The sequence below is a fragment of the Mesorhizobium sp. M2E.F.Ca.ET.209.01.1.1 genome, from assembly GCF_004010375.2.
Classification (GTDB): Bacteria; Pseudomonadota; Alphaproteobacteria; order Rhizobiales; family Rhizobiaceae; genus Mesorhizobium.
This window is the reverse complement of record NZ_SADP02000001.1, coordinates 166,357-187,156: the sequence shown is the minus strand read 5'-3', so window position 1 is coordinate 187,156 and position 20,800 is coordinate 166,357. Positions and strand designations below refer to the sequence as shown.

General features: G+C 64.6%; 15 protein-coding genes. 14 read left to right on the top strand and 1 reads right to left on the bottom strand.

Annotation, left to right across the window (positions count from 1 at the left end):
* Positions 1-18 precede the first annotated feature (18 nt).
* From EN852_RS00955 to EN852_RS00940, 4 genes are all read left to right on the top strand, one after another.
* Positions 19-1,053, top strand: coding sequence for an extracellular solute-binding protein (locus EN852_RS00955; RefSeq protein WP_127874559.1), 1,035 nt, complete (start codon positions 19-21; stop codon positions 1,051-1,053).
* Between the two features lie 70 nt (positions 1,054-1,123).
* Positions 1,124-2,320 (top strand): serine hydrolase, encoded by a 1,197-nt coding sequence (locus tag EN852_RS00950; RefSeq protein ID WP_127874558.1) that lies wholly within the window; start codon positions 1,124-1,126, stop codon positions 2,318-2,320.
* Positions 2,321-2,350: 30 nt separating this feature from the next.
* Positions 2,351-3,529 (top strand): serine hydrolase, encoded by a 1,179-nt coding sequence (locus EN852_RS00945; RefSeq protein ID WP_127874557.1) that lies wholly within the window; start codon positions 2,351-2,353, stop codon positions 3,527-3,529.
* Between the two features lie 122 nt (positions 3,530-3,651).
* Positions 3,652-5,970, top strand: coding sequence for a Tex family protein (locus EN852_RS00940; protein ID WP_127874556.1), 2,319 nt, complete (start codon positions 3,652-3,654; stop codon positions 5,968-5,970).
* Here EN852_RS00940 and EN852_RS00935 read toward each other — a convergent pair whose 3' ends face one another.
* On the bottom strand, positions 5,971-6,882 hold the full coding sequence (locus EN852_RS00935) for a LysR family transcriptional regulator (RefSeq protein ID WP_127874555.1): 912 nt from the start codon (positions 6,880-6,882) through the stop codon (positions 5,971-5,973).
* Positions 6,883-6,986: 104 nt separating this feature from the next.
* Here EN852_RS00935 and EN852_RS00930 point away from each other — a divergent pair, with 104 nt between their 5' ends.
* From EN852_RS00930 to EN852_RS00885, 10 genes are all read left to right on the top strand, one after another.
* On the top strand, positions 6,987-8,177 hold the full coding sequence (locus EN852_RS00930) for an acyl-CoA dehydrogenase (protein ID WP_127874554.1): 1,191 nt from the start codon (positions 6,987-6,989) through the stop codon (positions 8,175-8,177).
* Positions 8,178-8,426: 249 nt separating this feature from the next.
* The gene (locus EN852_RS00925; protein WP_127874553.1) at positions 8,427-11,786 is read left to right on the top strand and encodes a transglutaminase family protein; all 3,360 of its coding nucleotides are present in this window, start codon (positions 8,427-8,429) and stop codon (positions 11,784-11,786) included.
* A 6-nt stretch (positions 11,787-11,792) separates the two neighbouring features.
* On the top strand, positions 11,793-14,204 hold the full coding sequence (locus EN852_RS00920; protein WP_127874552.1) for a circularly permuted type 2 ATP-grasp protein: 2,412 nt from the start codon (positions 11,793-11,795) through the stop codon (positions 14,202-14,204).
* A gap of 1 nt (position 14,205) precedes the next feature.
* On the top strand, positions 14,206-15,090 hold the full coding sequence (locus EN852_RS00915; RefSeq protein WP_127874551.1) for a transglutaminase family protein: 885 nt from the start codon (positions 14,206-14,208) through the stop codon (positions 15,088-15,090).
* Positions 15,091-15,206: 116 nt separating this feature from the next.
* Entirely contained in the window at positions 15,207-16,145 is a 939-nt protein-coding gene (locus tag EN852_RS00910) for a glycosyltransferase family 2 protein (RefSeq protein ID WP_127874550.1), read from the top strand.
* Positions 16,145-17,017, top strand: coding sequence for a glycosyltransferase family A protein (locus EN852_RS00905; protein WP_127874549.1), 873 nt, complete (start codon positions 16,145-16,147; stop codon positions 17,015-17,017). Before EN852_RS00910 ends, EN852_RS00905 begins: the two co-directional genes overlap by 1 nt.
* Positions 17,014-17,757 carry a hypothetical protein gene (locus tag EN852_RS00900; RefSeq protein ID WP_127874548.1) on the top strand — a complete coding sequence of 248 codons (744 nt, stop codon included), beginning with the start codon at positions 17,014-17,016 and terminating at the stop codon, positions 17,755-17,757. Before EN852_RS00905 ends, EN852_RS00900 begins: the two co-directional genes overlap by 4 nt.
* A gap of 62 nt (positions 17,758-17,819) precedes the next feature.
* Positions 17,820-18,911: a DNA topoisomerase IB gene (locus EN852_RS00895; RefSeq protein ID WP_127874547.1), complete on the top strand. Its 1,092-nt coding sequence runs from the start codon at positions 17,820-17,822 to the stop codon at positions 18,909-18,911.
* Between the two features lie 112 nt (positions 18,912-19,023).
* Positions 19,024-19,398: a YciI family protein gene (locus EN852_RS00890; RefSeq protein ID WP_127874546.1), complete on the top strand. Its 375-nt coding sequence runs from the start codon at positions 19,024-19,026 to the stop codon at positions 19,396-19,398.
* Complete coding sequence (locus tag EN852_RS00885) at positions 19,395-20,669, top strand: RNA polymerase sigma factor (RefSeq protein ID WP_127874545.1); 1,275 nt, start codon at positions 19,395-19,397, stop codon at positions 20,667-20,669. Before EN852_RS00890 ends, EN852_RS00885 begins: the two co-directional genes overlap by 4 nt.
* Positions 20,670-20,800: the final 131 nt, after the last annotated feature.

Genomic DNA, 20,800 nt, shown 5'->3' with positions numbered 1-20,800 from the left:
GACAATGGGAGTCAAAGCATGAACTGGAAGACAACAGCGACCGCCATGGCGCTGACATTGCTCGCTTCGACAAGCGTCGTTCGCGCTGACGGTGTCCTGAACATCTACAATTGGGGCAACTACACCAGCCCGGACGTGATCAAGAAGTTCGAGCAGAAATACAACGTCAAGGTGACCATCACCGACTACGATTCCAACGACACGGCGCTGGCCAAAGTCCGCCAGGGCGGCACCGGCTTTGATATAGCGGTGCCGTCGCAGACTTTTGTTCCGATCTGGATCAAGGAGGGCCTCCTGCTCGAGACCGATCCCGGCAAGATGGAAAACTTCAAGAACGTCGCGCCGGAATGGGCCAATCCGGAATTCGATCCCGGTCGCAAATACTCCGTGCCGTGGGCCTGGGGCACGGTCGGCGTCGTGGTCAACACCGATGCCTACAAAGGTCCGGCAGACACCTGGGGCGTTATCTTCAACACGCCCGACGAGTTGAAGGGCAAGGTCAATGTCGTTCCCGAAATGAACGATGTGATCTTCGCGGCCATCAAATATCTTGGCGGCCAGCAATGCACCGACGACAAGGCGCTTTTGAAGAAGGTGCGTGACACGCTCGTAGCCGCGAAGCCGAACTGGATCGCCATGGAATACAACACCATCGAAAAGATGGGCGCCGGCGACTTCAAGGCGACCAGCGACTGGAACGGCTCGGCGCTGCGCCAGCGGCTGGCCAACCCGGCCATCCACTACAATTATCCGAAGGAAGGCTTTGGCCTGTGGAGCGACAATGTGGTTGTCCTCAAGGAAGCCAAGAACGTCGAGAACGCCAAGCTGTTCCAGAACTTCATCATGGATCCGGAAAATGCTGCCGGTCTTTCGGCTTTCCACCGCTACGCCAACGCCATCACCGGCTCGGACAAATACATGCCGGCCGACATGAAGGATGCTCCGGAAGTGATCATTCCGGCCGACGCCAAGCCGCGCGGCGAATTCCAGCGGATGTGTGCTCCCGAGGTCCAGGATATCTACACCAAGATCTGGACCGAACTGCAGAAGTAGCCATTTTGCTTGAACGGACCCGTCGGCACGTGCCGACGGGTCCGTTTTCATGTTGTCAGGGTAGTTGGTCATGGATTCCTACCGCAACTCCGATCCGCGGCCGCCGATCATGCAAGGCTCGCCGCCGAAGCTGGTGTCGCCGAAGCTTGATTGGGACAGGCCGCCATGGAACCGCTGGGCCTTCCAGCACATCCGCGAATTCCTGCCGACCGTCGAGGTCTGGCGCGGCAGCGGCCATCGCCATCGCCTCGAACGCGCGGAGGTCGACCTCGACGATTTGGCCGTCGTCGACAGCAATGGCGCGCCGACGACGCTCGCCGGCCTGCTCGACGAAACCTATGCCGACGGCTTCCTGGTGCTGAAGGACGGCAAACTCGCCTATGAGCGCTATTTCAACGGCATGAACGAGCGCACGCTGCATCTGTCGCAGTCGATGGCGAAGTCGGTCACCGGGTCGGTGTGCGGCATCCTCGTCGGGCGCGGCCTGATCGATCCGGCGAAGCTCGTTACCGATTATCTTCCGGAGCTCGGTGAGACCGGCTGGGCCGGCGCCACCGTGCAGCACGTACTCGACATGACGACGGGCGTGCGCTTTTCCGAGGAATACACCGACCGCTATTCCGAGATCGGCCAGGTCGATGTCGCAACCGGCTGGAAGCCGATCCCGCCGGGCAGCGATCCGGACTTTGCGTGGCCCTCGCACATGTTCGAGCTGATCCTGCGGCTGAAGGACAGAGTGCGCCCGCATGGCGAGGCTTTCGAATACCGCTCGATCGAGACCGACGTGCTCGCCTTCATCATGGAACGCGTGAGCGGCAAGCGCCTGGCGCAGCTCGTCTCGGAAGAGCTCTGGCAGAAGCTCGGCGCCGATGAGAGCGCCTGCTTCACCGTCGACAGCGCCGGCTATGCGCTGGCCGATGGCGGCTTCAACGCGACGCTGCGCGACTATGGCCGCTTCGGGCAATTGATCCTCGACAATGGCGGCGGGGTGATCCAGGCCGACTGGATCGAGGCGACGCGCAGCGGCAGGCATGGGTCGGATTTCAGCCCGAGCCTTCCGGACGGCAGCTACCGCAACCAGTTCTGGATCGAGGATTCGCGCTCGCGCTCGCTGATGTGCCGCGGCGTGTTCGGCCAATTGATCCATATGAGCTGGGAACACAGGATGGTCGTGGTGAAGCTCTCGACCTATCCGGATTTCCTCAACGCCGCCTATTCGGTGGCGACGCTGAAGGCGGTGCACGCCATCGCCGCCGCATTGGCCTGAGCACCCCAAGATAGCAACCGCGAGAGCATCATGAACGGCAAAACCGCGTTCGAGATCCAGTATGGCTTTGCCCGCAAGGATGTGCGGCTTGAGACCTGGCGGCTTTCGCCGTTCAACCGATGGTCGTTCCAGAATGTCGGCGAACTGGTGCCGAGCGTGCATGTCTCGGCTGCGCCCGGCGGCGAGGAGCAGGCAAAATCGCTCGGTGCGCTGCTCGAGGAGAACATATCGCTCGCCGGCGGCAGCGAAACCGTCCAGAGCTTCTTGAAGCGCTCCGATACGGACCGGCTGACGATCCTGAAGGGCGGCAAGCTGGTCGGCGACTGGTCGGCGCCGCATATGCCGTTCGGCTCCCGCCACATCATCTTTTCGATCAGCAAGTCGGTGACCGCCATTCTTGCCGGCATATTGGAAGGCGAGGGGCTGTTCGATCCCAACGCGCCGGTGACGCACTACATCCCCGAGGCCAAGGGCTCGGCCTATGGCGATGCGAGTGTGCGCCACGTGCTCGACATGACGGTCAGCCTCGATTTCGAGGAAGCCTATCTCGATCCGGAAAGCGCGTTTGCCCGTTATCGCCGTTCGACCTTGTGGAATCCGGGCGGCGGGTCGGAAAGCCTTGCAGCATTCCTGCTGACGCTGCAGCGTCTCGCTGAGCCGCACGGGCAGACTTATCGCTATCGATCGCCTAATTCGGACATGCTTGGCATCTTGGTGGAGCGGGCGTCGGGTATGCGCGTCACCGAGTTGCTCGCCGAAAAACTGTGGCTGCCGCTGGGTGCCGCGAGCGACATGTCGGTGACGGTCGACATGGAAGGCACGGCGCGCACCGCCGGCGGCATGTCGATGACGCCGCGCGACCTCGCCCGCATCGGCGAGATGATGCGGCAGGGCGGCATGGCGAACGGCCGCCGCATCGTGTCGGAAGCCTGGGTGCGCGACACGGTTGCCACCGGCGGCAGCTTTGAGGCCTGGCAGCGCGGCACGATGGCGTTCCTGTTCCCAAAGGGGCGCTACCGCAACAAATGGTACCAGACCGGCCATGACAGCGCCGCCTTCTGCGGCATCGGCATTCACGGCCAGTGGCTCTACGTCAATCCGAGGACGGAAGTGGTCATCGCCAAGATGTCGTCGCAGCCGGAACCGGTGGATGACAGGCTGGACGAGCAGGTTGTTGCCTTCTTCGAAGCTTTGAGCGGAATGGTTTGAGCCGGTCGTTGCTTCTCTCGTTCGGCTGTTTCCTGTGGACCTTTGGCGCCGATTGAAACCGGCGCGGTTGGCGTAGCGGCTCTCCCGGCCTATGGTCGCCGCTCTTTTCGACAGGGACCAGCATGGCATCGGACATCAAGCGCATCGCAGCAATCATCGCGACAGAGATCGGCGCGCGACCGGAGCAGGCGGCAGCTGCGATCGGGCTGCTGGACGAAGGCGCGACGGTGCCTTTCGTGGCCCGCTACCGCAAGGAAGTCACCGGCGGGCTCGACGACACGCAGTTGCGCGACCTTTCCGAGCGGCTCGCCTACCTGCGCGAGCTTGATGCGCGGCGCGAGACGATCGTCAGCTCCATCCGCGAGCAGGGCAAGCTGACCGAGGAACTGGAAGCCAAGATCGCGGCGGCCGCCACAAAGGCGGAACTCGAGGACATCTACCTTCCCTACAAGCCGAAGCGGCGCACCAAGGCCGAGATCGCCAGGGAGCGCGGGCTCGGGCCGCTCGCCGAGGCGATCCTCGCCGACCGCTCGAAAGTGCCCGCCGAGCTCGCGCTCGCCTATGTCACCGAAGAGGTGGCCGACGCCAAGGCGGCTCTCGAAGGCGCGCGCGACATCCTGTCGGAGCAGTTCGCCGAAAATGCCGATCTGGTCGGCAAACTGCGAGCCTATATGAAGGAACGCGCCTTCCTGCGCGCGAAAGTCGTCGACGGAAAGCAGGAGGCCGGCGCGAAATTCTCGGACTATTTCGATCATGTCGAGCGCTGGTCCGGCGTGCCCAGCCACCGCGCCTTGGCCATGCTGCGCGGCCGCAACGAGGAGGTGCTGTCGCTCGACATCGAGGTCGATGCCGACGACGCCTCGCCGGTGAAGCCGGTGGAGCGCATGATCGCCAATGCCTATACGATAGGCGGCAGTTTGCCTGGTGACAAATGGCTGACGGAAGTGGCCGGCTGGACCTGGCGGATCAAACTGTCGCTGCATCTGACGCTCGATCTGATGCGCGATCTGCGCGAGCGGGCCGAGGAAGAAGCGATCCATGTCTTTGCCCGCAACCTGAAGGATCTGCTGTTGGCCGCTCCCGCCGGCTCGCGGCCGACCATGGGGCTCGACCCCGGCATCCGCACCGGCGTCAAAGTGGCGGTGGTCGACGGCACCGGCAAGCTGGTGGCGACGACGACGGTCTACCCCTTCCCGCCGAAAAACGATGTGCGCGGCACGCAGGCCGAACTTGCCGCCCTCATCCGCCAGCACAAGGTCGAGCTGATCTCGATCGGCAACGGCACCGGCAGCCGCGAGACCGAGAAGCTGGTGGCCGACATGCTGTCGGACTTGCCGGCCGGTGCCGGGCCGAAGCCGCTCAAGGTGATCGTCAGCGAGGCTGGCGCCTCGGTCTATTCCGCGTCGGCCACGGCAGCGGCTGAATTCCCCGGCCTGGATGTCTCGCTGCGCGGTGCGGTGTCGATCGCACGACGCCTGCAGGATCCGCTGGCCGAACTGGTCAAGATCGAGCCGAAATCGATCGGCGTCGGCCAGTACCAGCATGATGTCGATCAGTACCGGCTCGGCCGATCGCTGGAAGCGGTGGTAGAGGACGCGGTGAACGCCGTCGGCGTCGACCTCAACACGGCGTCAGCGCCGCTCTTGGCGCGGGTTTCGGGACTGGGGCCGTCGCTCGCCGAGGCGATCGTCGCGCATCGCGATGCGGCCGGGCCGTTTGCCAGCCGCAAGGACCTGCTCAAGGTGGCGCGGCTCGGGCCGCGCGCCTTCGAGCAAAGCGCGGGTTTTCTGCGCATTCCGAATGGCGCGGAGCCGCTCGATGCGTCCTCGGTGCATCCGGAAGCCTATGGTGTGGCGAAGAAGATCGTTGCCGCTTGCGGCCGCGACGTGCGCGCGCTGATGGGCGACAGCGCCGCGCTCAAGGCGATCGATCCGCGCGTCTTCGTCGACGAGCGTTTCGGCCTGCCGACGGTGCGCGACATCATCGCCGAGCTGGAAAAGCCCGGACGCGACCCGCGCCCTGGCTTCAAGACGGCGACCTTCGCGGAAGGGGTGGACGACATCAAGGATTTGAAGCCTGGCATGCTGCTCGAAGGCACCGTCACCAATGTCGCCGCCTTCGGCGCCTTCATCGATATCGGCGTGCACCAGGACGGGCTGGTGCATGTCTCGCAACTCGCCGACCGCTTCATCAAGGATGCGCATGAGGTGGTGAAGGCGGGCGATGTGGTGAAGGTGCGCGTCGTCGATGTCGACATCAAGCGCAAGCGCATCGGCCTGTCGATGCGCAAGGATGGCGGGGAGGGTGGTGCGCCGAGAGGCCCGCGCGACAATGGCGGTGGCAAGCCGATGCCGCGCTCGCCGGCGCCGCAGCGCCAGCCGGAAAGGCCTTCGCAGGGCGCGTTCGGCGCGGCGCTCGCCGAGGCGATGAAGCGCAAGTAGCTACCAGGCCAGCACTGCTGGCTCTTTGCCGATCTGGCCCAGCAGCCAGTCGCGAAAACTTGCGACCGGCGGGTGGCCGCGCTTGTCGTGCGGTACGACCAGGTAATAGGCGCTGCGGCTCTGCATCGGTTGGCCCGGCGCGGGCACCAATTGGCCGCGCTGCAATTCCCCGGCAATCAGGATTTCCGGCAGCAGCGCCACGCCGAGGCCCGCCATGCAGGCCTGCGCGACCGTGCCGAACTGCTCGAACTGCATGCCGGGCCCGGTCGGCGCCTCCAGCCCCTGATACTCAAACCATTTGCTCCAGGCGCCGGGGCGGGTTGCCATATGCAGCAACGGCAGACGACTGATATCGGATGCCGCGACGATGGCGCGGGTGGCCAGGAATTCGGGCGAAACTACCGGCATCACAGTTTCGCGCATCAAAAGCGTGCAGTCGGCGTCCGGCCAGTCGGGCATGCCGTGATGGATGGCGGCGTCCAGCCGCTCGCGGGCGAAGTCGAACCGTCCGATGCGGGTGGCGAAATTGATGGTGATGTCCGGGTGCCGGGCGACGAAATCCGGGATCAGCGGCATCAGCCAGCGCGTGCCGAAGGTCGGCAGGATCGCAAGGTTGAGGACGCCGCTATGCCGATTGCTCATCAATCCAAGCGCGGCGTCGCGCAACTGGCCGAGCGCCGAGCGCACCGCCTCGGCGTAGATCTCGCCTGCGACTGAGAGCCGAACGTTGCGGCTGTCGCGTTCGGACAGCCGGCGGCCGAACTGTTCTTCCAAGAGGTTGATCTGGCGGCTGACGGCGCCTTGGGTCAAATCGAGCTCACGCGCGGCGGCGGTGAAGGAGCCAAGCCGCGCCACGGCCTCGAAGGCGGCAAGCGCGGCGGTGTTCGGCAAGAGGCGGCGCTGAACGTTCATGATCCATTACTAACGCTCATCAATGCGTGATGCAATTTCGTTTGATTTTTCGCGTGCGCAGGCGGATAAGCCCGGCACATCAAAAATACTGGGAGCCCGAGGCCATGGCCGCCGAGAAGAACGCCTTCGTCTGGAACGATCCTTTTCTCATCGAGGACCAGCTCTCCGAGGATGAGCGCATGGTGCGTGACGGGGCGGCGGCATTCGCCGCCGACAAGCTGGCGCCGCGTATCGAGGAAGCCTATGCCGACGAGAAGACCGATCCGTCGATCTTTCGCGAGATGGGCGAGGCGGGTCTGCTCGGCATCACCATTCCGGAGGAATATGGCGGGCTTGGCGCCGGATATGTGACCTATGGGCTGGTGGCGCGGGAAGTCGAGCGCATCGATTCCGGCTATCGCTCGATGATGAGCGTGCAGTCGTCGCTGGTCATGTATCCGATCCATGCCTATGGCTCGGAAGCGCAGCGCAAGAAATACCTGCCGAAGCTGGCGTCCGGCGAATGGATCGGCTGCTTCGGCCTGACCGAGCCGGATGCCGGCTCCGACCCGGGCGGCATGAAGACGCGCGCCGAGAAGACCGCGAACGGCTACAGGCTCTCCGGTTCCAAGATGTGGATTTCCAACGCACCGATCGCCGATGTGTTCGTCGTGTGGGCGAAGTCGGCCGCGCATGACAACCAGATCCGCGGGTTCATTCTGGAGAAAGGCATGAAGGGGCTTTCGGCGCCGAAGATCGGCGGCAAGCTGTCGCTGCGCGCGTCGATCACCGGCGAGGTGGTGCTGGAAGGGGTCGAGGTCGGCGAGGAGGCGCTGTTGCCCAACGCCAGGGGTCTCGGCGGTCCGTTCGGCTGTCTCAACCGCGCGCGCTACGGCATCTCCTGGGGCGCCATGGGCGCGGCGGAGGATTGCTGGCACCGGGCTCGGCAATATGGTCTCGACCGCAAACAGTTCGGCAAGTCGCTTGCCGGCACGCAGCTCTTCCAGAAGAAGCTCGCCGACATGCAGACTGAGATCGCGCTTGGCCTGCAGGGCTCATTGCGCGTCGGCCGGCTGATGGACGAAGGCAAGATGGCGCCGGAGATGATCTCGATCGTCAAGCGCAACAATTGCGGCAAGGCGCTCGACATCGCCCGCCAGGCGCGCGACATGCATGGCGGCAACGGCATCCAGATCGGCTACCACGTCATGCGCCACGCGCAGAACCTGGAGACGGTGAACACCTATGAAGGCACGCATGACGTGCATGCGCTGATCCTCGGACGGGCGCAAACGGGCATTCAGGCGTTTTTCTAAGGTATGCCGATATTCAGGTGAGGCCGGCCTGCAAACAGCGGTTTCCTGCGCTTCCGGTGCTCACGTAATGAAATGTACGCTCCGCTCCGGTTCTCGCAAACCCCTGGTTTCGGCTCGGCCTGACCTGAATTTCGACACACCTTAGCCGGCAACGCTGCTTAATTTAGTTGCAGCGCAACATCTCTGCTTGGAGAATGGCCAGCATTTATGTCAGGGTTCGGCGACTGAAACGCCGAACTCCGGGGTACCATGGCAATTCTGGCAGCCGTCCATCACCTGACCCATTACAAATACGACCGGCCGGTGGTGCTTGGTCCCCAGGTGATCAGGCTGCAGCCGGCGCCGCATTCGCGCACCAAGGTGCTCAGCCATTCGCTGAAGGTCGAGCCGAAGAACCACTTCGTCAATCTGCAGCAGGACCCCTACGGCAATTTCCTGGCCCGCTTCGTCTTCCCGGAGCCGGTGACCGAACTCAAGATCGAAGTCGACCTCGTCGCCGACATGACGGTCTACAATCCGTTCGATTTCTTCGTTGAGGAATCGGCCGAGAATTTCCCGTTCGATTACCCGGAGGAGATCAGGGAAGACCTCGCCATTTACCGGAAGCCGGAGCCGGTCGGGCCGCTCCTGTCCAAATTCCTTGACAGCATCGACCGCAGCCCGACCAACACCGTCAATTTCCTGGTCGATCTCAATGCCAGGCTGCAGCGCGAGATCGCCTATATCGTGCGCATGGAGACCGGCGTCTTCTCGCCGGAGGAGACGCTCGCCGCGGCCAAGGGTTCGTGCCGAGATTCCAGCTGGCTGCTGGTGCAGATCCTGCGCAATCTGGGCATCGCCGCGCGTTTCGTCTCCGGTTATCTGATCCAGCTGAAGCCGGATCTGATTTCGCTCGACGGGCCGCCCGGAACGTCGGTCGATTTCACCGATCTGCATGCCTGGTGCGAGGTCTATCTTCCAGGCGCCGGCTGGATCGGCTTCGACCCGACCTCCGGCCTGCTGACCGGCGAGAGCCATGTGCCGCTGGCGGCGACGCCGCACTACCGCAATGCAGCGCCGATCTCCGGCATGGCAAGCTTCGCCAATGTCGATTTCGGCTTCGACATGCGGGTCGACCGCATCGCCGAGCATCCGCGCATCACCAAGCCGTTCTCCGACGAGAGCTGGGAAGCGCTCGATGCTCTCGGCAACAAGGTCGATGCCGTCCTGCGCGAGGAGGACGTGCGGCTCACCATGGGCGGCGAGCCGACCTTTGTGTCGATCGACGATTTCGAGTCCGCGGAATGGAACACGGCGGCCGTCGGTCCGACCAAGCGCGACAAGGCGGACCAGCTCATCCGCCGGCTGCGCGAGCGCTTCGCGCCGGGCGGTTTCCTGCATTACGGCCAGGGCAAGTGGTATCCCGGCGAAAGCCTGCCGCGCTGGACGTTCTCGCTCTACTGGCGCACCGACGGCGAGCCGGTCTGGCGCGACCCGTCATTGATCGCGCGGGAGAAGGGCAATGCCGCGGTCGGACCCGAACAGGCCGAAAGCCTGCTCACGGCGATCGCCGGCGAACTCGGCATCAACAAGGCGATGGTCAGCGAGGCCTATGAGGATCCGGCCGAATGGCTGCTCAAGGAAGGCAAGTTGCCGGACAATGTCGATCCGTCCAATTCGAAGCTGGAAGACCCGGAGGAGCGCAGCCGCATGGCGCGTGTCTTCGAGCGCGGGTTGACCAAGCCATCGGGTTATGTACTGCCGGTGCAGCGCTGGAACAGCCAGGCCGCCGGACAGCGCTGGCGCTCGGAAAAATGGAAGACAAGGCGCGGAAGGTTGTTCCTGGTGCCCGGCGATTCCCCGGTCGGCTATCGCCTGCCGCTGGGGACGCTACCCTACGTGCCGCCGGCACAGTTCCCTTACATCGTGCCGGTCGATCCTTCGGTGCCGCGTGGCCCGCTACCGACGCGCGCCGAAATCCTGTCGGAAGCCACTCCAGCAGAGCCTGAAGGCGCCGATGAAATGGCGCGTCGCCAGCAGACGGTGTCCTTCACGGCCGCGACCGGCCAGCAGGACCGTGTCGAGCAGGAGATCACGGAGATCGGCGGCGCGGTGCGCACCGCGCTCACCGTCGAGCCGCGCGATGGGCGGCTCTGCGTGTTCATGCCGCCGGTCGAGGCGCTGGAAGACTATCTCGAACTGGTGGCCGCGGCCGAGAACGCGGCGAAGACCATCGGCCTGCCGGTGCATATCGAGGGTTATGCCCCGCCGCACGATCCGCGCCTCAACGTCATCCGCGTGGCGCCTGATCCCGGCGTGATCGAGGTGAACATCCACCCGGCCGCCAACTGGAACGAATGCGTCGCCACCACCACGGCGATCTACGAGGAAGCACGGCAGTCGCGGCTGGGCACCGACAAGTTCATGATCGACGGCCGCCACACCGGCACCGGCGGCGGCAACCATGTCGTGGTCGGCGGCGCGACGCCGAATGACAGCCCGTTCCTGCGCCGGCCCGACCTGTTGAAGAGTCTGGTGCTGCAATGGCAGCGACATCCGTCGCTGTCCTACCTGTTCTCCGGCCTGTTCATCGGTCCGACCAGCCAGGCGCCGCGCTTCGACGAGGCGCGTCACGATTCCCTATACGAGCTGGAGATCGCGCTGGCGCAGGTGCCGCATCCGGACAAGGGCGCGGCACCTTTGCCCTGGCTGGTAGACCGGCTGTTCCGCAACCTCCTGACAGACGTCACCGGCAACACGCATCGGTCGGAGATCTGCATCGACAAGCTGTTCTCGCCGGACGGCCCGACCGGCCGGCTGGGGCTGGTGGAGTTCCGCGGCTTCGAAATGCCGCCCAATGCGCGTATGAGCCTCGCCCAGCAGTTGCTGGTCCGCGCCATCATCGCCCGCGCCTGGAAGAACCCGCTGGACGGACGCTTCGTGCGCTGGGGCACGTCGCTGCATGACCGCTTCATGCTGCCGCATCATGTCTGGGCGGATTTCCTCGACGTGCTGGAGGATCTGAAGCTCAACGGCTTCAACTTCCGCCCCGAATGGTTCGCGGCCCAGCTCGAATTCCGCTTCCCCTTCTGCGGCGAGGTTCAGCATGCCGGCGTCAAGCTGGAATTGAGGCAGGCGCTGGAGCCCTGGCATGTGATGGGCGAGCAGGGCGCCATCGGCGGCACGGTCCGCTTCGTCGATTCCTCGGTCGAGCGGCTGCAAGTGCGGACCGAGGGGCTCAACCCGGAGCGTCACGCCATCGTCTGCAACGGCCGCATCGTGCCGATGAAGGTCACCGACAACCGCGAGGTCGCGGTGGCCGGGGTGCGCTTCAAGGCCTGGCAGCCGGCCTCGGGCCTGCATCCGGCTCTGCCGGTCAACACGCCGCTGGTCTTCGACATCTATGACCGCTGGTCGGGCCGCTCGGTCGGCGGCTGCGTCTACCATGTCGCGCATCCGGGCGGCCGCAACTACGATACCTTCCCCGTCAACGGCAACGAGGCCGAGGCCCGGCGCCTCGCCCGCTTCGAACCGCGCGGTCACACGCCCGGCGGCTATGTGTTGCGTGACGAAGAAGTCTCTGAAGAGTTCCCGATGACCCTTGACCTCAGGCGGCCGGCGAGACTCTGATCGACAATGGCCAAGGGGAATCAGAAACGGGCGGGCGGCAGGCCGCGGGCGCAAAGCCTGCTGGAACGCTATCGGCCGATTGAAGGCGTCGTCGACGAAATGGTCGACGCGTTGGGCAGCCCGCGTCCGGCCTGGCGCTCCTTCATCGACGCGCTCGACGGTTTGGGGGCGGAGCGGCTTGGGCAGCGTTTTGCCCGCGCCGACCAGTATCTGCGCGATGCCGGTGTCTATTACCGCGTCTACGACAAGGCAGGCGCCAATGAGCGGGAATGGCCGCTCGCCTACGTCCCGCTGCTGATCGACGAGAAGGAATGGGCTGAGATCAGCGCCGGACTGGTCCAGCGCGCAGACCTGTTCGAGGCGATCCTGGCCGACATATATGGGCCGAACCGGCTGATCGAGAAGGGCATCCTGCCGGCCGGGCTGATCGCGGCGAGCCCGGAATATCTGCGCCCCATCGCCGGCATCAGGCCGGCTAGCGGGCATTTCCTGCATATGGTCGCCTTCGAGCTCGGCCGCGGACCGGATGGCCGCTGGTGGGTGCTGGGTGACCGCACCCAGGCGCCGTCGGGCGCCGGCTTCGCGCTGGAGAACCGTGTCGCCACCACGCGCGCGCTGTCGGATATCTATGGCGAGATGCATGTGCACCGCCTTGCCGGCTTCTTCCGCCGTTTCCGCGACGCGTTGAACGGCATGGCGAAGGAGTCGGGCGGTCGTGTCGCCATTCTGACGCCGGGGCCGCTCAATGAAACCTACTACGAGCACGCCTATATCGCCCGCTATCTCGGCACCATGCTGCTCGAGGGCGAGGACCTGACCGTGTCCGGCGGCAGGCTTATGGTGCGCACCGTTTCCGGCCTGATGCCGATCGGCGTCTTGTGGCGGCGGCTCGATGCCGCTTTTGCCGACCCGTTGGAACTCAAGCCGGACTCGCAGATCGGCACGCCAGGGCTTGTCGAGGCGATCCGGCGCGGCACGGTGTCGGCCGTCAATGCGCTGGGCTCAGGTCTGATGGAGACGCGGGCGCTGCTGTCCTTCCTGCCCAGGATCGCGCGGGAACTGCAGGCTGACGACCTCAAGCTGCCGAACATCGCCACCTGGTGGTGCGGGCAGGAGACCGAGCGCGCCCATGTGCTCGCCAACATCGATCGCATGGTGGTCGGCCCGGCGCTGTCGACCCGGCTCGCCTTCGAGGACGACGGCGCGACCCGGCTCGGATCATCCCTGTCGGCCGGCGAGCGTGCCGAGCTCGTCGCGCGGATCGAAGCGGACGGCACTGGTTTCGTCGGCCAGGAAGCGGTGACGCTGTCGACCACGCCGGTGTTTGTCGGCGGTTTGCTGGAACCACGGCCCGCCAGCCTGCGCGTCTATCTGGCGCGCACGCCGGAAGGCTGGACGGTGATGCCCGGCGGCTTCGCCCGCGTCGGCTTCTCGCTCGACCCGACGGCGATCGCCATGCAGCGGGGCGGCCAGGCCGCGGATGTCTGGGTGGTCAGCGACAAGCCGGTCGAGCGCGAGACGCTGCTGCCTCAGGAACATGACGGCTTCACCCGCACCATGCCAGGCAGCCTGCCCAGCCGCGCGGCGGAGAACCTGACCTGGCTCGGGCGCTATATAGAGCGTTCGGAAGACACGTTGCGCGTGCTTCGCGCCTATCACGTGCGGCTTGCCGAGACGTCCGATCCGGACATGCCGCTGCTTGCCGATATCAGGGACTATCTCGAGCCGTATGGCATCGACGTCGAAACGGCGATACCGCTGGGATTGATCGGCACGTTGGACAGCGCGGTCTACAGCGCTGGCCAGATACGCGACCGCTTTTCGCCCGACGGCTGGCTGGCGCTCAAGGATCTGTCGAAGACCGTTCACAAATTCGCGCAGACGGTCGCGCCCGGAGACGATGCGACACGGGCGATGACTGTCCTTTTGCGCAAGCTCGCCGGCTTTTCGGGCCTGCTGCACGAGAATATGTATCGCTTCACCGGTTGGCGGTTCCTGGAGATCGGCCGCAGGCTGGAACGTGGCATCCAGATCGCCCGCACGCTCAGCCGGCTGACAAGGAAGGGGGCGCCGGAAGGAGCGCTCGACATGATGCTGGAGATCGGCGACAGCGTCATGACCCACCGCCGGCAATATCCGGTGCAGGCCGGGCGACGCACGGTCATCGACCTGCTGGCGCTCGATCCGCTCAATCCGCGCTCGGTCCTGTTCCAGCTCGAGCGGCTGAAAACCGAGATCGGCATGCTGCCTTCGGTCGGCGGCGAGGGGCATATGTCGACGGCCGCCAAGGAAATCCTGCAGCTCAACACTGCAATCGCAGTGAGGGAACCATCGGACATGACGGCGGATGTGCTTGATGATCTCGCGACCGAGATCGGCAATCTCTACAACAGCCTCGCCAAAGCCTATTTCGGTTAGCATGCTATACGATATCAGGCTTCACCTCAGCTACGACTATGACGCCGCGGCCGGTGGCAGCCGGCATCAGGTGCGGGTGCTGCCGCCGACGATTGCGGGCGTGCAGCGCGTCGTCGTCGCCTCGCTGTCTTTCGTGCCAAACCCATCTGAACGCACGGATTTTTCCGATTTCTTCGGCAACAACGTCACCTCGATCGCCTTTCGCGATGTCCACGACGGCCTCGATATCAAGATGACCGCGCGGGTGTCGGTGTCGCGTCCGGAGCCCGGCCTTGACGTCTCGCCGGATCTGCAGCGGCTCAAAGAGGAACTCGGCTCGGTCCGCTCCCTGTCGCCGTCCGCGCCGCATCATTTTCTCGCCGCCAGCGATCATGTCGGCATCGATGCCGCGATCACGGCCTATGCGCGGGAAAGCCTGGCAGGCTCGGCGGTCGCCACGGCGGTTAATCTGTGCAACCGCATCCATCGCGATTTCACCTATGACGGCAAGGCGACGACCGTCCAGACGCGGGCGGGCGACGCCTTCGCGCTGAAGCGCGGCGTCTGCCAGGATTTTTCCCATATCATGATCGCCGGCTTGCGCGGGCTGGGTATTCCGGCCGGCTATGTCAGCGGCTTCCTGCGCACCATTCCGCCGAAGGGCAAGCCAAGGCTCGAAGGCGCGGATGCCATGCATGCCTGGGTCAAGGTCTGGTGCGGGCGCGATGCCGGCTGGCAGGAATTCGACCCGACCAACGGCATGCGGGCGAGCAACGACCATATCACCGTAGGCTATGGCCGCGACTATTCCGACGTGGCGCCGATCGTAGGTGTGCTGAAGACGACGGGCGGCCAGGTCGGCGAGCAGGCGGTCGACGTCATTCCGGTCGCCATGGAAAAGGTGTAATGGCGATCCCGATTGCCCGACAGACGCTTCTCAAGCACGGGCGCGGCCGATATCGTGAGCATTGGATCGACGGGGATCGCGGCCGTTTGCGGATCGGTTGCGGCGCGGAGACAGGTTTGGAAGCAGTCAGCATCATCATTCCGGCACACGATGCGGCCCGGACGATTGCCCGGACGCTCGCCTCGCTGGCATCGGAAAAAGCGATTATCGGCGAGGTGCTTCTGGTCGACGATTCATCGTCCGACGACACCGCCGCCGTCGCGGTGGAAGCGGCGTTGCGGCTTGCCTTGCCGCTGCGTGTGATCAAGTCGAGCTGCCGCGACGCCGGCGGCTCCAGGAATCTGGCGCTGGAGCAAGCCCGCTTTCCCTGGATCTACATGATCGACGCTGACGATCTTCATCTGGAAGGCGGCTTGCGCATGTTGCTGGCGACCGCCACCAAGGCGCAACCCAGGGCCGACATGGCTGTCGGCGCCTACCGCCGGAGGGTCGATGGCGGGGAGCGGTCGACCAAGCTGCCGGGCGGCTACACGGCAAGCGGACCGGCCAATGCCTGCGCCTATCTCGAAGGACGGATACGGTCGATCGCGGTCGGCAGCGCGCTGGTGTCGAGGCGGCTGATAGGCGAGACGAGATTTGCGACAGGTCTTGCCTACGACGAGGACACCCTGTTCTGGGCGCGCGTGATGGCCAGGGCTTCGCTTGCGATCGTGACGCAACCGATATTCATCTATTTCGTGTCGGCGGAGCGCTCCGACGATCGTTTCACGGTCAGATCTGCCGCGCGCTTTCTGGAATGGCGCCTGGCGCTGCGCCGGCTCCGGTCCTGCGGCATCGCGGAGCGGTCGCTGAAGATCAGGGAAGGCCTCGTCGCCTTGAAGATCGCGCGCGTTCATTACGCGCGCGGCGATTTCGACAAGGCGGCAAGATTCCTTACGGTGGCCGAAGCCGCGCCACGGGCGGCCGCGGACGTCTGGCGTTGCATACGCTATCGATTGAAGATCTCTCTACGGCGTCGGTTCTCGGCGCCGGCCATCCAACCGCAACGCGCCTGATGGCCGAGAGGCCGGACCTTGCCGTCGTGGTGATTGGTTTCCAGGCGCCTGCCGAACTGGCGGACTCGGTAAGATCGGTCCTCGACCAGAATATTCCGCTTGAGGTCGTGGTGGTGAATTCCGGCGGCGGCGACGCCAAGGCGCTTCTTGCCAATGCCGGCATCGAGGTGAGGGTCATCGATGTCGAGGAGCGGCTGTTTGCCGGCGCTGCTCGAAATCGCGGCGTTGCGGCCACCAAGGCTCCTTTTATTGCCTTTCTCGCGGATGATTGTCTGGCTTGCCCGGGATGGGCGGAAACCAGGCTGCAATGCCATCGTTTGGGCATCCCGGCGGTGGCGAGCGCAGTGGTGAACAGCCATCCGCGCAATCCGGTCGCTTGCGCGGCGTATCTCGTCACCTACATGCGACGACTGCCCGGTCTTCCGGCCGAGAAGGCGCAACGCTACGGCGTTTCGTTCGACCGGACGCTGTTCGAGCGATATGGGGCGTTCGACGAGCGGATGAGGTCGGGAGAAGACACCGAATTCATGGCCAGGCTGCCGGAAGCTCTGCGACCCGTCTGGGAGCCGCGGGTCCTGACGATCCATCGCAATGAGACGAGCCTGTTCAAGCTGCTTGCCGACCAGTATCGGCGTGGGCGCCGCTACGGCGCCTATCTCGGATCCGTCGAAGGCGGAAAACCCGCGCGTCCGTTCCGGAAGGTTTTTCGGGACTGGCGCAATGTCGGCAAGCTGGGCAAGGAGGGCCTGTCCGGCAAGGAAATGATTTTCGCAAGGCTGTCGATGCCGATCGTGTGGATGGCATTGTTCGCCAAATCGCTGGGGGCCTCCACCGGCGCCCGGCATGGCGACAGGACAGGCTGTCGCCGATGATCACCGTCGAGATGAAGCCGACACGCCGGCGGCGAGGCCGATGGTTTTGGTCGCGGCGAAAAATCGTCGCCGTGTTCAGCTATCGCTACGATCAGCATCTCGTGCCCGATCTGATCGCCAACCTCAACCCAATTGTCGACGGCTGGATCGCCTATGACGACCGCGCCTCGGACGGAATTTTCAGCAACGAGCCGCGAAGGCGGCGCGCACTTGTTGCCGCAGCCTATGAGGCGGGCGCCGATTGGGTTCTGGCCATGGATCCCGACGAAAGGCTGGAAAACGCTGTCGCCGATCGTATAGGCCAACTGACGGGCAGATCCAGGCGCATCGCCTGGGGGTTCCGCTGCCGGGAGATGTATACGCCGGCCAGCTACCGGGTCGACGGTCCTTGGGGCCGGAAGATGCAGCACAGGCTTTTTGGCGCCTATCACCCCGACCGCTACCGCGCGCAGGATCTGCACGGCGCCTGGTTTCCCGACGATATCGGTTTCAGTCTCATGGACAGCGGTCTCAATCTTTATCATCTGAAGATGATCGAGCCAAAGCGGCGCGTGGCGCGCCGCGACCTCTACAATCGTCTCGATCCGGACCGCCGCCTGCAGCAGATCGGCTACGACTATCTGGCGGACGAGGCGGGAATGATCCTCGAAGCCATACCGCCCCGACGAGGTTACTTTCCCGCTCATGCCGACGACGGCGGGCTCTGGATGGCGGATTTATCGCTCGACCACCAGGGCTGATGACCTTCTGGAACAAGTCACCGGCGCGCGGCTTTATCTACGGGTCATTTCGCGGAGCCGGCATGTTGCAGCATTCACAACCTTTATCGGACCGTTCGGCGCGGGACGAGGAATCCCGAAGGAACGGTGCCAGCAGCTTGGCCGGGAGCACGTCGCTCAACTATGTAACGGATGCCGATCCCGGCATCCGCAGAGTGCGGAAAGGCACGCAATTCGCCTATATCGAGGCCGGTGGTGGAATTGTCGACAAAACGACGCTCGCCCGCATCAAGGCGATCGTCATCCCGCCGGCCTGGACGGATGTGTGGATCTCGCCCGATCCGGACGGCCATATCCAGGCGACGGGCAGGGACCAGCGCGGCCGCAAGCAGTACCGTTACCATCCGCAATGGACCGAGGAACGCGACGGCGTCAAATATTCCAGCCTCGTCGCCTTCGCGGAAAGCCTGCCTGGCCTCAGGCGCCAGATCGATGCCGATCTGCGCCGGCGCGGGCTACCGCTGGAGCGCGTCGTCGCCTCCGTGGTCTGGCTGCTCGACAACACCATGATCCGCATCGGCAACGCTGCCTATGCGCGCGACAATAAGAGCTTCGGGTTGACCACGCTGCGCGACCGTCATGTCGAGATCACCGGCTCCAGCCTGCGCTTCGCCTTCAAGGGCAAGTCGGGCAAGGAATGGAAGCTGAAGCTGGTCGACCGCCGGATCGCCAAGGTGGTGCGCGGCGCGCAGGATCTGCCTGGGCAGAAGCTGTTCCAATATCTCGGCGAGGATGGCGAACGGCGGCCGGTGCGTTCGGAGGACGTCAACCGCTACATCCGCGAGGCGTCCGGCGCCGAATTCAGCTCAAAGCATTTCCGCACCTGGGGCGGCACCATCCATGCCGCGTCGCTGTTTGCCGGGACCGAGCTGCCGGAAAGCAAGACGCAGCAAAAGCGTGTGATCAACAGCGTCGTCGACAAGGTCGCCGAGCGGTTGGGCAATACCCGGGCGGTCTGCCGCAAATGCTACATCCATCCGCTGGTGTTCGAGGCGTGGAGCGAAGGGCGCCTGCTTGACGAAATGGCTGAGGCCAACAAGCGCAAACGCCTGATATCCGGCCTCGACGAGGAAGAAACGCTGGTGCTCAGATGGCTGCAGGCGCATGGCGCCTGACGGGCCAGGCGCGAGGGGCAACCAAGCCCGTGATTGCCCAACGAATTTTTTTATCGACCTTGTGTCGGGAAGGGTCCTAGTGTCGCGTCCTTTGATACGGAAAGGACCTGCCATGCTCTACGCCATCCTCTGCTACGCCTCCGAAGACGTCGTCTGCTCCTGGAGCAAGGAACAGGACGACGAGGTGATGGCAAAGCTCCTCAATGTGCAGGACAAATACGCCAAGGCCGGCCGGCTCGGGCCTGTGGCGCGCCTTTTGCCGACGACTGCCGCGACGACCCTGAGAAAGGTCAAGGGCGAGGCAGTCGTGCTCGACGGCCCGTTCGCCGAGACCAAGGAACAGTTCCTCGGCTTCTACACACTCGAATGTCGCGAACTCGACGAGGCCGTCGAATTCGCCCGCGAGCTTTCCGAGGTCAATCCGAGCGGCGGCTCCTACGAGATCCGGCCGGTCTCGCTCTTCAATCCGACAAAGGTCGCGGTATGACGGACCTCGCCTGGATAAGCACGGCGATCAGCAACGCCCGTCCGCAGGCGATGGGCGCGCTGCTGCGCTACTTCCGCGATCTCGACGCCGCGGAAGAGGCTTTCCAGGACGCGTGCCTGAGGGCGCTCAAGAACTGGCCGAAGAACGGGCCGCCGCGCGATCCGGCGGCCTGGCTGATCTTCGTCGGCCGCAACAGCGGCATCGACGCGGTGCGCAAGCGCGCCAAGCAAGCGCCGATGCCGGAAGAAGACCAGATCTCCGATCTGGAGGATGCCGAGGGCGACATGGCCGAGCGGCTCGACGGCGCGCATTACCGCGACGATATCCTGCGGCTTCTGTTCATCTGCTGCCATCCGGACTTGCCGGCAACGCAGCAGATCGCGGTGGCGCTGCGCATCGTCTCCGGCCTGACCGTCAAGCAGATCGCGCGCGCTTTCCTGGTCGGCGAGAGCGCCATGGAGCAGCGCATCACCCGTGCCAAGGCGCGCATTGCGGACGCCGGCGTTCCGTTCGAGACGCCGGGCGCGGTCGAGCGCTCGGAGCGGCTCGCCGCTGTCGCGGCGATGGTCTATCTGATCTTCAACGAAGGCTATTCAAGCAATGGCGGCGAGGCGCCGGCCCGAGCGCCGCTTTGCGAAGAGGCGATCCGGCTCGCGCGCCTGCTGCTCAGGCTTTTCCAGGCCGAGCCGGAGATCATGGGGCTGACCGCACTGCTTCTGCTGCAGCATGCACGCGCGCCGGCGCGTTTCGATGTGAATGGCGAGATCGTCCTGCTCGAGGACCAGGACCGTTCGCTGTGGAGCCGCAAGATGATCGACGAAGGCCTGGCGCTGGTCGACAAGGCGCTGCGCCACCGCAAGCCCGGCCCGTACCAGGTGCAGGCTGCGATTGCCGCGCTGCATGCGCGGGCGGCTGTCGCCGACGACACCGACTGGACCGAGATCGACCTGCTTTACGGCCTGTTGGAGCAGATGCAGCCGTCGCCGGTGGTGACGCTGAACCGCGCCGTTGCGGTCAGCAAGGTGCGCGGCCCGGAGGCAGCGCTTGCCATGATCGAGCCGCTGGAAGAGCGGTTGTCGGGCTATTTCCATTTCTTTGGCCTGCGGGGCGGGCTGCTTATGCAGCTTGGCCGCAACGAGGAGGCGCGCGTCGCCTTCGACCGCGCCATCGCCTTGGCCAATACCGCTGCCGAGGCGGCGCATATCCGCATGCATATCGACCGCCTGATCAAGGAAAGCAGCGAGAAGTCCTCGATCCAGAAGGCTCGCTGATCGCAATTTCCACTGCCTGGCCCAATTTCGCAGTCCGGCCTTGGACCATGCCGGGGTGGCGGTTTTTCACCGAAACGAGTAATGCCACGCCATAAAAGCGCCAGGACCGTGCCCGACCGCACGGCCGAGAG